Raw genomic sequence first — 15130 nt, forward strand, 5'->3', positions numbered from 1 at the left:
GTTTCACGTCGGAGGCGATTTCCATCGGTTGATCATGAAATCGATTTCGTCTACAGTGGACGCGTTCGCCAGACCCCGAACGAGACCTGAACACACTGTCGTGATCGAGGAGGATCCGATGACCGGCCGATCCGAGACGCGTCGCCGCGCACGCGCGATTCCGCACACCGCGGAGCGCGCCGCGTTCCCGCTCGGCGGCATCGGCACGGGCAACGTGTCGGTCGGCGCCCGGGGCGAGCTTCGCGACTGGGAGCTCGAGAACCTGCCCGACAAGGGCCGCGTCAATCCATACTCGTTCTTCGCCATCCACGCCGCGCCGGAAGACGAGGAGCCGGTCACACGCGTGCTCGAAGCCGGGATGACGGGTCGCCGCGACTTCGACGCCGGCTACCCCTTCGAGCGGCAGGCCGGTCTTCCTCGCCTGCGAGCGGCGAGCATGCACGGCGAGTATCCCGTCGTCGACATCGACTTCGACGATGACGTGCTGCCGGTCGAGGTCTCGTTGCGTGCGTTCACGCCGCTCGTGCCGCTCGACCCCGACGCCTCCGGCATCCCGGCCGCCGTGCTGCGCTACCGCGTCATGAACCCGTGCGCCGGCCGGGTGCGCGTCACCGTCGTCGGCAGCATCAGCCACACCGCCGGGCGGGGCGAGGGCCCCTTCGGCATGCGCGCGCGGCAGACGGTGCAGTGGCGCGAGGAGGGCGACGTGCGTGGCCTGGACTTCGGCATCCGGCTTCCCGACGACGATCTCGGCTACGGCACCCTGAGCCTCACGACGACGGATGCTGCCACCACGGCGAAGCCGCAGTGGGTCACGGGGTTCTGGCCGGACGGACCTCGGCTGTTCTGGAACGACCTGTCTTCGGACGGGCTCCTGGATCCGGAGCCCCGCCTCACCCTCGAGGATCGGCCACGCGGCCTGTTCGCAGACTCCGCCCCGCATGACGAGTCAGACGACACGCCGCGGCGCCGCGCGGCCATGAGCGACGAGGAGCTCTTCGAGCTGCTGCCACGGCTGCGCACCGGATCCCTGGGCATCGTGCACGAGCTGGCGCCGGGTGAGACGCGCGACTTCGAGTTCGTGCTCGCCTGGAGCTTCCCCAACCGTCACCGCTCGTGGCGCGGGCACATCGTCGCTGACGGCCGCGCAGACGCGGGCGTCGTGCGCAATCGGTACGCGACGCTGTGGCCCGACGCATGGGCTGCGGCATCCCATCTGCATCGTGAGCTGCCCGCTCTCGAGGCCACCACGCTCGCGTTCGTCGAGGCCCTCTACGGCGGGAGCCTGGACCCGGTCGTCGCCGAGGCCGTGGGTGCGAACATCGCCGCGGTCCGGTCGACGACCGCCTTCGTCGTCGAGACCCCAAACCCTGATCTCGGGGAGGGGCCCGTGTTCGCCGCGTGGGAGGGGTCGTTCGATCACGGCGGCTCGTGCGAGGGCACCTGCACCCACGTCTGGTCGTACGCGCAGACGGTGGCGTGGCTCTTCCCGTCGCTCGAGCGCAGCGCCCGCCGGGTCGAGTTCCTGCTCGAGACCGACGAGGACGGCGCGCAGAAGTTCCGCAGCAATCGCGTCTTCGGAGGTCCCGCGTGGTTCATGGGTCCCGCGGTCGACGGGCAGCTCGGCACGTTCCTGCGGCTGCACCGCGAGTGGCGGTTCTCGGGCGACGACGACTTCCTCGGCGAGGTGTGGCCCGCGGCGGTGCGCACGCTCGAGCACGCCATCCAGCGGTGGGACCGCGACGGCGACGGCCTTCTCGACGGCGAGCTGCACAACACCTACGACATCGAGTTCTTCGGGCTCGAACCGCTCGCCAACGGCATGTTCGCCGCGGCGCTGCGGGCGGGCGCGCGCATGGCGGCACACCTCGGCGAGAGCGGACGGGCGGCCGACTGGCTCGACCGGGCAGACCGCGTCGCGGTGGGCATGAATGAGCGACTGTGGAACGGCGAGTACTACCGGCAGGTGATCGACGACGTGGATGCGCATCGGTACCAGTACGGCGACGGCGTGCTGTCGGACCAGCTGCTCGGCCAGTTCCACGCGTGGGTCAACGGCCTCGGCGACCTGCTGCCCCGCGACCGGCTGCGCAGCGCGCTGGGCGCGATCGTGGCGCACAACCACCGGTCCGACCTCACCGCGCACGAGAGCACGCAGCGGGTCTACGCCCTCGACAACGAGGGCGGGCTGCTGCTGGCCTCGTGGCCGCGCGGCGGCAGGCCCGCGATTCCGTTCGTCTACTCCGACGAGGTCTGGACCGGCGTCGAGCACCAGGTCGCGGCATCCCTCGTCTATGCGGGGCTGGTGGACGAGGCCCTCGAGGTCGAACGCACCCTTCGCGCCCGCTACGACGGAGAGACGCGCAGCCCCTGGAACGAGATCGAGTGCGGCAACCACTACGCGCGATCGCTCGCGTCGTGGGGGCTGCTGCTGGCCTTCAGCGGCGTGCAGTGGGATAGCCCCGCGCGCACGCTCACGTTCGACCCCGTCGGTGACGGCGCGTTCCGCGGCCTGTTCACCACCGGACACGCGTGGGGCCGTGTCGAGATCGACGCCGACGAGATCACACTGCACGTCGACGGCGGCACGCTGAACCTCGATCGTCTCGTGCTGCGCGGTCGGCCCGTCACGCCGACCGGCACCCGGCCCATCACCCTGGCGGCTGGTGAGTGCGTCACCACGCGCTCGACCGCCGCCCTCGCAGCCCCCTCACCACAGGAGACCCCATGACCGGCTACCGCCTCCCCGCCGTCCGCGAGCGCCGCACAACACCGCCGAAGACTGCCTACCTCGTCGCCTCGGGCGATCTGCGCGAGTCGGCGAACGCCGCCGGCTGGCCGACGCAGGTCGCGCTCGAAGTCGGCGTGACCGGTGTGCTCAACGAGCTCGGGTGGCGGGTCATCCGCGCGAACGACGTCGATCCCGAGACCGGGCACGGGTTCATCTCGAGCCAGCGCATGGGCCTCGAGGTGTTCCAGGGCATTCCGGCCGACGCGCCGCTCATCGTGGCGGAGGCAGTGTGGCAGTACTCGCACCACGTGCTCGCCGGCCTGCGCACGCATGAAGGGCCGATCCTCACTGTCGCGAACTTCGCCGGCGACTGGCCGGGACTGGTGGGTCTCCTGGGCCTCAACGCGGGCATGACGAAGATGGGCAAGGACTACGCGTCGATCTGGTCGGTCGACTTCACCGACGACTGGTTCAAAGCCGGCATCAAGGAGTGGACCGAGACCGGCCGCATCACCCACGATGCGTCCCACGTGCGCCCGCTTCCGGAGCTTCCCGCGACGCCAGAGGTCGAGCTCGGCCGCGCACTCGGCGACCAGCTGGTCGCCGAGAAGGCCATCATCGGCGTGTTCGACGAGGGCTGCATGGGGATGTACAACGCGATCATCGACGACGAGCTGCTGAATCGCACCGGCATCTACAAGGAGCGGCTGTCGCAGTCCGCACTGTACGCGGAGATGCTGTCCGTGACGGATGCCGAGGCCGACGCCGCGCGGGACTGGCTGACCGATCGCGGCATGACGTTCCGCTTCGGCACCGACGAGGCGACCGAGCTCACCGAGACGCAGGTGCGCTGGCAGATGAAGATGTACGTCGCGGCGCTCCGCATCGCCGACGACTTCGGACTCGACGCCGTGGGCATCCAATACCAGCAGGGGCTCAAGGATCTGGTGCCGGCATCCGATCTCGCCGAGGGCGTGCTCAACTCGACGGAGCGCCCGCCCGTGCTCTCGCGCGACGGCTCGCGAGAACTATTCGCCGGGCGCGCATTCCCGCACTTCAACGAGGCCGACGAGGGCGTGGCGGTGGACGCGCTCGTCACCGATCGCGTGTGGACGGCGATGGGACTCGTTCCCGACAACACGCTGCACGACGTGCGCTGGGGCGAGGACTTCGACGGCCGGTTCGTGTGGGTTTACGAGATCTCAGGTTCGGTGCCCGCGTCGCATCTCGGCGGCTGGGACAAGGCCGAGGGTTGGCGGCAGGGGCCGGTGTTCTTCCCGGCAGGGGGGTCGACGATCAACGGCGTCTCGAAGCCGGGCGAAGTCGTGATCTCGCGCGTCTTCATCGCCGAGGGCGTCCTGCAGGCCGACATCTTCCGCGGCACCGTCGTCGAGCTGCCGGAGGAGGAGACGCAGCGTCGGAAGGATGCGACCAACCCGGAGTGGCCCATCGCCCACGTGGTGCTGCACGACGTCACGCGCGACCAGTTCATGGCCCGCCACAAGGCCAACCACGCACAGCTCGTGTACGCGCCCGATGCCGAGACCGCCGATCGCGCGCTCGTGGCGAAGGCCGCGATGCTCGATCGCATGGGCATCAAGGTCAACCTGGTGGGTCGCGTCAGCGGGCTGTGACCCGCCGGGTGCAGGAGGGGCAGCGGATGCCGCGTGACAGCGAAGGCCGCGAGTGGACCGAGGCGACCGTCGACGGGCGCTGGCTGCGCCCGGCGCCGGCCGCTGGACCGCAGGAGCCGAGGTGGGGGCATCCCGACGGCATCCAGCTCGGACTGCATCCGCTGACAGGTCCCCGCGGTCTGCTCCGGCTGTACACGCCGTACCTCGGCCAGCCCCGCGACCGGCTGCTCAACTTCATCGCCGTCGAGCCGGTGCCCGCGGGCGGCACGGAGCGCGGCTTCTCCGAGCTGGAGCGCAGCCGCCTCGACGACGTGCCCGGACTGCGCATCTGGGCCACGGACGACCCGGACGACACCCGGCCGCAGGATCCGCGTCAGCCGTCTCGCGGACGCGTCGCGGTCGAGGACGGCGTCGAGACCCTTACCGTCGAGCTGCTCGTGGAGCCGTTCGAGAACGGCGCAGACGTTCGGGTGCAGGTGGTGTTCCGGGCGGATCGTCCGCACGAGATCTCGCTCGCCGCCTTCCGGCAGCCGGGGTCGGCCGAGCTCGAGGCCTGCATCCTCACCGCGACTATGGGGAACTGGGCGCGGCTGCGGACGCTGCGCCTGGCCACCGAGGAGGTCACCGCCCGTGAGCTGTGGCCCCGGTACACCGACGTGCACTTCGCCGAGCACGCGCGCTTCGGCGTGGATCGGCTCGCTCGGGACGGTGGCGCGGTGACGGTCTCGGCGATCCCCGACGAGCTCGAGCCCCATCTCGCCGAGCACGCTCCGGGCACGAAGGAGCACTGGTACTACGTCGGCGTGCCTGCCGTGCAGACGTGGCGAGCCGACGACCCAGGCCCGGCGCTCGTCGCGCAGGTCAACGGCCGCTACACCTACTGGATGAGTGAGGCGCTCATTCCCGGCGGCATCGCGTTCGAGAACTTCGAGATCGTGGAGCCCTTTCGCCAGGGGCGGGTGCTGACGTTCTCGGCCGAGCCTCTGGCCCAGACCCAGCCCCACGGGCAGGCCCACGGCGCGGACGCGGGCTGATCCCGCGGCGAGGTGCGGCCGCATGCCCGTCCGCCGTACGTCCCCTGTCCACCTCGGTTGAGGTGCGCTGTGTTGGGCCGCGTCGCGCCGATACGAGGCATCTCGCTCGCCTCGCGTGCCCTTCGGGCGCATGATGGGGGCATGGCGACCCTCGACGACGTACGAGTCATCGCTCTCGGGTTCCCGGGCGTGGTCGAGCGCGTCGACGGGCACCGCGGCGGGGCGTCCTGGCGCACCGCCGCCGGCGCGTTCGTCTGGCAGCGCGGGCCGAGCGGCCGCGACCTCGAGCAGCTGGCGGCGCTCGGGCGCGAGTGGCCACCGGGCGACGTCGTGGGGGTGCGGACCGACGGGCAGCAGGTGAAGCAGGCACTGCTCGAGAGCTACCCCGACGCCTTCTTCACGATCCCGCACTTCGACGGGTACCCGGCCGTCCTCGTGCGCCTCGACGGCATCGAACCGCCGCAGCTGCGTGAGGTCGTCACCGACGCCTGGCTGCTGAAGGTTCCCCAGCGCGTCGCGAACGAATGGCTCGCCCAGAATCCGCCGACGCCACCCATCGCGTGACCCGGCAGCGCGTCAGAGCGCGCCGGTGTCGTGCACGGTCTCGCCGGCGACGACGGTGCGCACGATGCGGGCTGCGAGCAGCGACTCCGGTCCCGCCGCGAACGGGTCGGCGTCGACGATCGCGAAGTCGGCGGCGAGGCCCGCTTCGAGGCGTCCGCGCGTCGCGCCGTCGCCGACGGAGGCCGCGGCATCCCGCGTGGCGTGGGTGAGCGCCTGCTCGAGGGGCAGTGCGTAGTGCGGATGCCGCGGCGCGAACGATCCGTCGAGCGCCGACTTGCGGGTGGCCGCGATGTACATGTTCGGCAGCGCATCGTGGGGCGCGGTCGGCGCGTCGGTCGAGAACGCGAGCAGCGCACCCGCCGCGACGTACTCGGGCCACGCGAAGGCCCGGTCGACCCGGTCGTCGCCCAGCATCGCGGCCCAGTTGTCGAAGATCGCGGGGTCGGCGTGCACGGGCTGCATCGACGCGGTCACGCCGAGCCGCGCCATCCGTTCGGCCGTGCCGGGCGCGGCGTACTCGAGGTGCTCGATGCGGTGCCGGCGAGCCCGGGGTCCGTTGACCTCCGCGGCATGCTCCAGCGCGTCGAGGGCGATGTCGCTGGCGAGGTCGCCGATCGCGTGCAGCGCCACCTGCAGTCCCGCGGCGTCGGCGGCGGCGACGACGGGCTTCATGTCGGCGAGCGGCCAGATGGGCTCGGCGTTCGAGCCGTTGGAATACGGATGCCGCATCGCGGCGGTGCAGGCGTCGATGACGCCGTCGACCACGAGCTTGATGCCGACCACCCGCAGCCACGGCGATCGCACCGTCGCGGCGAGCTCGGCCGCCCGGACGACCTGCGCCAGGTTCGCGGCCTCGTCGCCGGTGTTCTCGACGAACCAGTGCGCGGCGACCCGGAGCGGCAGCCGCCCGCCGCGCCGCTCGGCGGCGCGGTGGAACGCGGCGAGTCCGAGCTCGTCGAACGCCATGTCGACCGCCCCGGTCACGCCGGTCGCCGCGTAGGCGGCGAGCGTGCGCTCGACGGCGGCGTCGCGGTCGCCGTCGTCGGTCTGGTCGGCCAGGAATGCCCAGGCGTGCACCTGAGCCGCGGTCTCGTACAGCATGCCGTCGGGCTCGCCATCGGCATCCCGCCCGATGCGGCCGCCGAGGGGGTCGGGGGTGTCGCGGGTGATGCCCAGCTCGGAGAGCGCCGCCGAGTTGAGCCAGCACGAGTGGTAGTCGTTGGCGTCGAGATACACCGGCACGTCGCCGACGGCCGCGTCGATCATGGCGGCTGTCGGGACGCCGCCGGGGATCGAGTCGAACAGCCAGCCGCGTCCGAGGACGCGTGCCGCGTCGGGCCGGGCCTCGCGTGCCGCGCGCAGGCGCTCCTGGATCTCGCCGAGCGTGCGGGCATCGGTGAGCCCGACGCGGCCGAGGGCCTCGCCCATCATGACGAGGTGGGTGTGCGCATCGGTGAAGCCGGGCAGCAGCAGTCTGCCGCCGAGGTCGATGGTCGCGGCATCCGGTCCCGCCGCAGCGGTCGCGCGCGCGGCGTCGCCCGCGAAGACCACAGAATCGCCGTCGACGACGAGGGCGTCGGCCCAGGGCTGCCTGCCGGCGGTGAAGATGCGCCCTCCGGTGTAGACGGTCGCGGTCATGCGGGAGCCTCCCTGTGCCCGGAACCGCGTCGCGGTCCGCTAAACGAATACCGTTCGTTATTATGCCTCATGGAGGACGTATGCCGAGACCCAGAGTGAACCTGCTGTCGGTGGAGCTGATCGCCGACGCCGCCATCGAGCTCGCCGACTCCGGCGAGCCGTTCGGCGTGAACGCCCTCGCGCGCCGTCTGGGCGTCACGCCGTCGTCGCTCTACAACCACGTGGACGGCAAGGACGCCATCATCGAGCTCATGCGCGGCCGGCTGTCGCGGCGCTATCTGCCGACGGCCGTCACAGGGGAGTGGGATGCCGTGGTCATCGGCACCCTGCGGGCACTGCGGCGCCTCTACGCCCAGCATCCGCTCATCGTCCCTCTCATCGTCGGCAAGACCATCACCGACCCCGGTGTGATCGCCGGCTACGACCGGCTCGCGACGGCGCTCGTCGACGCGGGGGTGGTCGACGACGAGGTACTCGCGATCGTCGCCATCGTGGACGCGTACGCGATCGGGTTCGGCATGGACCTCGCCTCGCCCGACGAGATCTGGCGCCCGGACGTGCCCACTGCGACGCTCGGCCGGCTGATGGCGGGCGCGGCCGAGGGCGCCGCGCGCAGCGACGCCGCCTTCGAGATCGGCCTCGACATGCTCGTCGCCTCCCTCCGGGTGCGGATCGAAGGCCCTCAGACGCCGTGAGATCCGCTCAGGCGGCCGCCTCCACGCCGCGGTGCGTCCGGAACAGCTTCCAGTCCGCGAGCGAGAGATCGGCGTAGGCATAGGCCCATTCGAGGATGGCCTCGCCCGCGACACGGCCTCCTCCGAGATACCCCGCCACGGCAGCGGAGGCAGGCGACTGGCCGTGCGCGCGGGCCAACGTCGCCGCGCAGGCGTCGGCGTACCAGAGGAACCCCTTGTCGTCGAGCGCGTCCATGTCGAACCCGCCCTTCTTGTCGCGGAACTGGCGGACGTAGAAATCGCGCTGCGCTCCGTACGTCGTGTGGCCGACGAAACCGAGGAACGGGTCCGACACTGCCTGGAGGATGCGCTGCATCCCGACCACGCGCCCGCCCTCGCCGTACTGGTCGATGAACCGGGAGACGGCTTCCGGCTGCTCGGCCTTCCCGTGCTCGATCAGCACGCTCCTTCCCGCCTCCTTGCCCTGCAGCAGCAGGACGCCGTCGTCGCCGTCCTGCATGGCGATGACGAGGCACCGTGTGCCCACGCTGCCCACACCGACCACGCGCAGGGCGATGTCCGACAGCCGGTACTTCTGCAGCAGAGCACGGATGTCGATGTTCGCCGACTTCACGTACTGGTCGAAGACGCGCAGCGCGCGCTCCTCAGACTCGGCGTCGATGTGGGTCATCGTGGGCGGTGACTCGACGAAGACGATCCGCCCCTCGGCATCGAGCTGCGTCATCTTCTTCGCCGCACGCGCGCCGGTGCGCTTCTCGGCCTCCTTGATCGCCGAATCGATGGCGGCACGCGTCTCGTCGTCCACGGCTCGCTCGGCGGCCAGGGCGTCGAAGCGGTCGTAGTAGCGCTTGAGGGGGCTGCGCTTGGCGCCTGCGCCGATCGAGCGCGCGTAGACACGCACCGCATCGAGTGACGCCTCGCGGATCACCGAGTCGGCGCGCCCGGTCGACTGTCCCGCGATGACGATGCTGGCGACCAGTCGTTTGACGTCCCACTCCCACGGCGCCCACGCCGACTCGTCGAAGTCGTTGAGGTCGAAGACGAGCGTCCGCTGCGGAGACGCGTACAGCCCGAAGTTCGACACGTGCGCATCGCCGCATGACCCGACGCTCACGCCGCTGCTGGGCGAGCGGGCCAGGTCGGCGGCCATGAGGGCGGCGGTTCCTCGGTAGAAGGCGAAGGCGCTCGCCGCCATGCGCTCGGTGCGCAGGGGAACCAGCTCGGGGACCCGGTCGGCGTCCTGCGCGTCGAGGATGCCCATCGGATCGCGGTCGTTCGTGGGCAGCTCGGCGAGCGCCTCGCGAGGATTCTGCTGCCGCGCGGCGCGGCCCTCAGCGACGTGGTCGGCATGGGACGGCAGAGGAGCCCAGGTGCGCCCGATCGGCGACTCGGCGGTCGTTGACATGCGCCCAGTGTGGCACTGCGATGCGCCCGCTCGTAAGGGCGGTACCCTGACCGCGTGACCCGCCCCGCGCCCGCGCCGCCGCCCGCTCTCTCACCGGGCCTGCGCGTGCTCGTCGTGCTCGCGACGAGCGTGGTGGTGCTCGCGGGCGTGTACTTCGCACGAAGCCTCATCGGACCGCTCGCGCTCGCGGTCGTGCTCGTCGTCATCTGCGAGCCCGTCCGCCGGCCTCTCGAGCGGCGCGGCTGGCCGCGCTGGACCGGCACCACGGCCGTCATCCTCGTCGCCTATCTGGTGCTCGTGGTGATGGGCCTGCTGCTGTGGGTGGCCGGCGTCCAGTTCGCACGGCTGGTCGCCGACTACGTGGACCAGCTGCGCGGCAGCGTCGACGGCTTCGTGGGCTGGCTGCAGTCCGTCGGCCTCGACGGAGAGGCGACGGATGCCGCGGCATCCGTCCTCGATCCCTCGGCGATCGTCCGGCTCGTCTCCAGCGTCGGCGGCACCGTGGTCGGCGTCGCGACCGCCCTCTTCTTCGTCGTGTCGTACATCATCTTCATGGCCGCGGACGCCGCGCGGTATCGCGACGCCGAGCGCGTCTTCGGCGCCGGGCGTCGGCCCGTGCTCGCGAGGATCCGCCGCCTGAACACCGGCATCCGCCGCTATTACGTCGTGAACGCGTCGTTCGGCGCGGTCGTGGCGATCATCGACGGCCTCGCGCTCTGGGCGCTCGGCGTGCCGGCGCCCATCGTCTGGGCGGTGCTCGCCTTCGTCACCAACTTCGTGCCGAACATCGGCTTCGTGCTGGGCCTCATCCCGCCCGCCGTGCTGGGCCTGGTGGTCGGCGGATGGCCGATGCTGCTCGCGGTGATCGCGATCTACTCCGTCGTCAACGTCGTGCTGCAGGTGCTGGTGCAGCCGAAGTTCGTCAGCGACGCGGTCGATCTCAGCCTGACGCTGAGCTTCTTCTCGGTCATCTTCTGGACGTTCGTGATCGGGCCGCTCGGCGCGATCCTGTCGATCCCGCTGACGCTCTTCGTCCGGGCGCTCGTGCTCGAGGGCGATACGGGGTCGCTGTGGCTGCGGTGGCTCTCGGGCGATCGCACCGCCACGCCGGCCGCCGCGGCGCGGGATCCGCTCGCGCCTTCGTGATCCGCCGCCATCCACGCCCGCATCCCACTCCCACGGAGGCAGTCATGACTCAGACCTCGCTCGATCTGCCTTCGCCCGACGGGCAGCCGTCGGTTCCGCCGCAGACGCATCGCGGACCCCGCGTGTTCGACCGGTTCAGCGAGCGCTCGCTCGAGTCCCTCGCACTCGGTGTCGGCGCGGCCTCGTTCGTCGTCGTGGCGCTCGTGGCGATGATCGCCTTCCGCTTCCAGCCGGCGCCGATCTCGGGCCCGGGCTCGGTGGGGCAGTTCGCGGCGATCGCAGCCGGCGTCGTGGCGTTCCTCGCGGTGATCGGAGGCCGGATCCTCGCCCACCGGCAGGGCGCGCACCGGCGCCTCAACCCGCTCGACTACCTCGACGTGGCCGCGCTGGCCTTCGCCCACGCCGTGATCGCACTCCTCGGCTGGACGCTGCTGGCGGTGATCCTCGAGGACGCGTTCATCGGCGCCGAGGTGTTCCCCCTGGCAGTGCTCATCCTCGCAGGCGCCACCTCGGCGATGACGGCCTACCTCGCGTTCTACTCGGCGACGCACATGGATCTGCAGCTGCTCGCCGTCGTCCTCGCGGTGTTCCTCGTCTTCGGTGTGCTCGCCAGCATGCTCACCGCCAGCGACCCGAGCTGGTGGAAGGACAACCTCAGTGCTCTCGGCATGTCGTCCAACGTATCGGCCTTCGCCTTCAACATCACGATCATCGTCGCGGGCTTCCTCGTGACCACGCTCGCGCGGTACTCCACGCGCGGCATCCCCACCCTCAACCCCAAGGGCATCGGCCGCGTGCGCGCCACGCTCATCGTGGTCGGCGTGTTCCTCGGCATGGTCGGGATCTTCCCGGTGGACCGGTTCTTCGCGCTCCACACCAGCGTCGCGTCGGGCATGGTGGTCGCGTTCGGCGTGCTCGTCATCGCGCTGCCGCGGTGGATCCCGTCGATGCCGAAGGCTTTCGTCGCTCTCGGCTGGCTGTTCCTCGCGGTCACCCTGCTGCTCGCGATGTTCTTCTTCGTCGGCTACTACACGCTCACCGCGGTCGAGCTGGTCGCCGGCATCCTGGTCTTCACCTGGATCGTGCTGTTCATCCGCAACGCGGCCGCCCTGGCTCAGGACGCGCGCCACGAGCCGTCAGCCGGCTGAGCGGGTCCGGGACCAGGGGAGTGCCGCCTCCGGCCGCTCGCGCGCGAGGTCGGCGGGGGTGATGAGCATCTCGCGCGCCCAGGTGACGACGAGCCAGGCCGGCAGCACGATGATGCACAGCATCGGCAGCACCGTGATGTCGCCGACCATCGCGACGGCGACGAAGAGCGCCACCCACCCGTCGCGGGCGATGGCCAGCACGAGGCCGAGCACCCCGCAGGCGACCGCGAGCGACAGTGGCAAGCCAGGGAGCAGCGCGCCCCCCAGCAACCCGGCTGCGACCCCGAGGAACACCGCCGGGAAGATCCGGCCCCCGCGGAAGCCCGCTGACGCGGCGACCACGAGAGCCGCCATCTTGATGAGCAGGATCAGCGCCAGCTGACCGGGAGGATACGCGTCGGGGTCGGCGAGGAGCTCGCCGCTCTGCTCGAGACCCTTGAACAGCGTGATCGGCCCGCCGACCATGCCGAGCAGTCCCAGCACGACCCCGCCGAGGGCGATGTAGAGCAGCGGATGCCGCAGTGCGTGGAACGCGCGATGCACGAGCGGGAAGAGGTAGATGCCGACGAGCCCGAAGGCCGCAGCCGCGCAGGCGACGATCGCACCGAGGAGCAGGTCGAAGGCCTGCGGCGTCCCGTAGGCCGGGAGCGGCGCCGTCGCACCGAATCCGCCGCCGAGGAGGAACGTCGTCACCGATCCGGCACCGGCCGCGACGAGCGGGAGGAACAGCTTGTCCCAGAGCGAACCGCCCATCTTGAACTCGCCGACCATTCCGGTGAAGACGAGCGCCGCGGCGACGGGGGTGCCGAACAGCGCACCGATCGTCGCCGAGATCGCCAGAGCGCCGACGAGCTGCGGCGGCACCGCCTTGGCGATGCGAGCGACGAGCGCGATCGCGAGCGAGACATTGACCGCGATGATGGGGTTCTCGGGGCCGAGGCTCACCCCGCCGGCGAGGCTGAGGAGCACGACGACGAACAGACCGGGCAGCACCCACAGCGGCAGCGGTGCGGCCGCGAGCTCGGTCGTCGCCGAGTCGGGACCGGCGTGACCGGGAACGAGCCACACCACGAGTCCGACGGCGATGCCGGTCGCGGTGAGAACCGTGAAGATCCACCACGGCGAGTCGGACGGGATGCCGAGCGCCTTCGGCATGCTCGTCCACAGCACGTCGTCGAGCTGCCCGGCGATGAGATCGAGCACGCGGAGCGTCAGCGCCGACAGCACGCCGATGAGGATCGCGGGGATCGACAGCAGCACCAGGCGTCGGACGGTGAGCTGCGGACCAGGTGAGGTGGCCGGTGCGGGCGAGGCGGCGATGGGGCCGGGCATGGGCACACGATATCGGTCGCAGCACGGGGACGTGGGCGGCGCTCGGCGCGATCTCGCGCGGCGGCGGGCGCGCCGGGGTGCCGGCAGGAGACATCCGGTGCACAATTCGCATGTGGAGGAGACCGCCTGGCACAAGCGCACCGAGGTGCCGCTCATGATCGCCTCGTTTGCGTACCTCGTCGCGTACTCCTGGCGCGTCATCGCCGACCTGCACGGTCCGGGCCGGGTGATCGCGTCGACGGTGATCCTCGTGACCTGGGCCATGTTCATCGCGGACTACATCGTGCGCCTGTCGCTCGCCACCAACAGGAGATGGTGGTTCCGCCATCACCTGTCGGCGCTGACGTTCGCGCTGATCCCCGTCCTGCGCCTCGTCCGGCTGCTGCGCTTCATGACCCGGCTGCCCGGGATGAAGACGACCGCGGGCGGCGTGTTGCGCACGCAGATCCTCGTGTACGGCGCCGGCGCCTCCGTCATCCTGATCTACATCGCCTCGCTCGCGGTGCTCGAAGCCGAGCGTCACGCTCCCGATGCGAACATCACGACCTTCGGCATCGCGCTGTGGTGGTCGTGCGTGACCGTCACGACGACGGGCTACGGCGACTACGTGCCCATGACGGATGCCGGCCGCTGGGTCGCCGTGGGGCTCATGCTCGGAGGGGTGGCGCTGGCCGGCGTGATCACTGCGACCCTGGCCTCCTGGGTGCTCGAGCGCGCGTCGCGCGAACACGACGATCAGGAGCCCGCGACCCGTGCCCAGGTGCGGGCGCTGATGGAGAAGATCGACGCGCTGACCGCGCAGAGTGCGGGCGGCGGTGGCGCACACGGTGCGGGCGGCAGTGGCGGTGGTGCGCACGGTGGGGGCGGGAGCGGCGCGGGTGCAGGCGCCGGCAACGGTGGCGCGAACGGTGGCCACGACGAGCACGGTTCGCTCGGCGACGGTGGAGACGAACGTCCCGGTGGCTGATCGCGGAGAGCGACATGAAGAGGGCCGCGTCCGGATGGACGCGGCCCTCTTCATGAAGCAGTGCTCAGGACAGCAGCTTCGCCTTCGCTGCGGCGAACTCCTCGTCGGAGAGGATGCCCTGCGCGTGCAGCTGCGCGAGCTGCGTGATCTTCGCCATCATGTCGTCGGCGGCCGGTGCAGCCGGAGCCGCCTGCGCGTTGGCGACGGCCTGGGCGGCGGCGGCATCCATCGCGGCCTGCTGCTGCTGGGCCTCGTACGCCTGCTCCTGGGCCTGATCGTTGTACTTCGCCTGCTGGTGCCGCGCGACGCTGCCCGAGACGGCGGTGGCGGTGCCGGCGACGACGGCGGTCCGGGCGGCCATTCCGATGAGACCGGGCCGACCCATTCTTCTCAGTGGCATGTCTTCCTCCTTCAGTCGGCGTTCTCGGCGAGGAACGCGTTCACGATCGGTGCGGGGATCCCCTCGCGTGCGATGACGGCGCCGCCGGCGTCGTAGAGCGCAGACGCGAACGCCTTCGCCCACAGCAGCTCGACCACGAGGATCGCCGCGGACGAACCGGGCTCGAGGTTCTCCGCGAGGTAGAGGATGTCGTCCTGGCCCGCGAGTCCCGCCAGATCGAGCGACGGTGCACCGTCGTCGATCGTGTCGGAGAGCTCGAGGACCTCGAGCTCACCCTCCGGCGAGCGCCGCGCGAAGACGAGGTCGAGCACGTTGACCGTGCCCGAGGCGACGAGGTCGTCGATCGCCTGGAGCACTGCCGGACCGGGCCGGTCGCCCTCGAACGCGATCGCGTAGAACTCGATGGGGCCGTAATCGAAGGTCGTCATGTCTTCTC

13 protein-coding genes are annotated in these 15130 nt (G+C 70.9%); 8 read left to right on the forward strand and 5 right to left on the reverse strand.

Features of this window, described 5'->3' with window-relative positions; translation table 11 throughout:
* Positions 1 to 118: 118 nt before the first annotated feature.
* From Q9R08_RS04245 to Q9R08_RS04260, 4 genes are all read left to right on the forward strand, one after another.
* Positions 119 to 2731 carry a GH116 family glycosyl-hydrolase gene (locus Q9R08_RS04245; RefSeq protein WP_308866585.1) on the forward strand — a complete coding sequence of 871 codons (2613 nt, stop codon included), beginning with the start codon at positions 119 to 121 and terminating at the stop codon, positions 2729 to 2731.
* A complete protein-coding gene (locus tag Q9R08_RS04250) occupies positions 2728 to 4365 on the forward strand; it encodes a fucose isomerase (RefSeq protein ID WP_308866586.1) in 1638 nt (545 codons plus the stop codon). Before Q9R08_RS04245 ends, Q9R08_RS04250 begins: the two co-directional genes overlap by 4 nt.
* A 26-nt stretch (positions 4366 to 4391) precedes the next feature.
* Positions 4392 to 5399: a hypothetical protein gene (locus Q9R08_RS04255; protein ID WP_308866587.1), complete on the forward strand. Its 1008-nt coding sequence runs from the start codon at positions 4392 to 4394 to the stop codon at positions 5397 to 5399.
* Between the two features lie 141 nt (positions 5400 to 5540).
* Positions 5541 to 5963, forward strand: a complete 423-nt coding sequence (locus Q9R08_RS04260) for an MmcQ/YjbR family DNA-binding protein (protein ID WP_308866588.1) — start codon at positions 5541 to 5543, stop codon at positions 5961 to 5963.
* Positions 5964 to 5975: 12 nt separating this feature from the next.
* On the opposite strand, the gene Q9R08_RS04265 is transcribed toward Q9R08_RS04260, so the two are convergent.
* Positions 5976 to 7601 carry an amidohydrolase gene (locus Q9R08_RS04265; protein ID WP_308866589.1) on the reverse strand — a complete coding sequence of 542 codons (1626 nt, stop codon included), beginning with the start codon at positions 7599 to 7601 and terminating at the stop codon, positions 5976 to 5978.
* A gap of 80 nt (positions 7602 to 7681) precedes the next feature.
* On the opposite strand from Q9R08_RS04265, the gene Q9R08_RS04270 reads away from it, so the two are divergent.
* Complete coding sequence (locus Q9R08_RS04270) at positions 7682 to 8296, forward strand: TetR/AcrR family transcriptional regulator (protein ID WP_308866590.1); 615 nt, start codon at positions 7682 to 7684, stop codon at positions 8294 to 8296.
* 7 nt (positions 8297 to 8303) lie between these two features.
* On the opposite strand, the gene Q9R08_RS04275 is transcribed toward Q9R08_RS04270, so the two are convergent.
* On the reverse strand, positions 8304 to 9701 hold the full coding sequence (locus tag Q9R08_RS04275; RefSeq protein WP_308866591.1) for a DUF2252 domain-containing protein: 1398 nt from the start codon (positions 9699 to 9701) through the stop codon (positions 8304 to 8306).
* 54 nt (positions 9702 to 9755) lie between these two features.
* On the opposite strand from Q9R08_RS04275, the gene Q9R08_RS04280 reads away from it, so the two are divergent.
* On the forward strand, positions 9756 to 10847 hold the full coding sequence (locus tag Q9R08_RS04280) for an AI-2E family transporter (RefSeq protein WP_308866592.1): 1092 nt from the start codon (positions 9756 to 9758) through the stop codon (positions 10845 to 10847).
* Positions 10848 to 10891: 44 nt separating this feature from the next.
* Positions 10892 to 11995 carry a DUF998 domain-containing protein gene (locus Q9R08_RS04285; protein WP_308866593.1) on the forward strand — a complete coding sequence of 368 codons (1104 nt, stop codon included), beginning with the start codon at positions 10892 to 10894 and terminating at the stop codon, positions 11993 to 11995.
* Here Q9R08_RS04285 and Q9R08_RS04290 read toward each other — a convergent pair.
* Positions 11984 to 13327 carry an ion channel protein gene (locus Q9R08_RS04290; protein WP_308866595.1) on the reverse strand — a complete coding sequence of 448 codons (1344 nt, stop codon included), beginning with the start codon at positions 13325 to 13327 and terminating at the stop codon, positions 11984 to 11986. The genes Q9R08_RS04285 and Q9R08_RS04290 overlap by 12 nt on opposite strands.
* 97 nt (positions 13328 to 13424) lie before the next feature.
* On the opposite strand from Q9R08_RS04290, the gene Q9R08_RS04295 reads away from it, so the two are divergent.
* A complete protein-coding gene (locus Q9R08_RS04295; RefSeq protein ID WP_308866597.1) occupies positions 13425 to 14294 on the forward strand; it encodes a potassium channel family protein in 870 nt (289 codons plus the stop codon).
* Positions 14295 to 14358: 64 nt separating this feature from the next.
* Here Q9R08_RS04295 and Q9R08_RS04300 read toward each other — a convergent pair whose 3' ends face one another.
* Positions 14359 to 14679, reverse strand: a complete 321-nt coding sequence (locus Q9R08_RS04300) for an SHOCT domain-containing protein (protein WP_308866661.1) — start codon at positions 14677 to 14679, stop codon at positions 14359 to 14361.
* A 26-nt stretch (positions 14680 to 14705) separates the two neighbouring features.
* A complete protein-coding gene (locus Q9R08_RS04305) occupies positions 14706 to 15122 on the reverse strand; it encodes a DUF6325 family protein (protein ID WP_308866598.1) in 417 nt (138 codons plus the stop codon).
* Between the last annotated feature and the right edge of the window lie 8 nt (positions 15123 to 15130).

This window comes from Microbacterium psychrotolerans, from assembly GCF_031085295.1.
In the GTDB taxonomy this organism is placed as follows: domain Bacteria; phylum Actinomycetota; class Actinomycetes; order Actinomycetales; family Microbacteriaceae; genus Microbacterium; species Microbacterium psychrotolerans.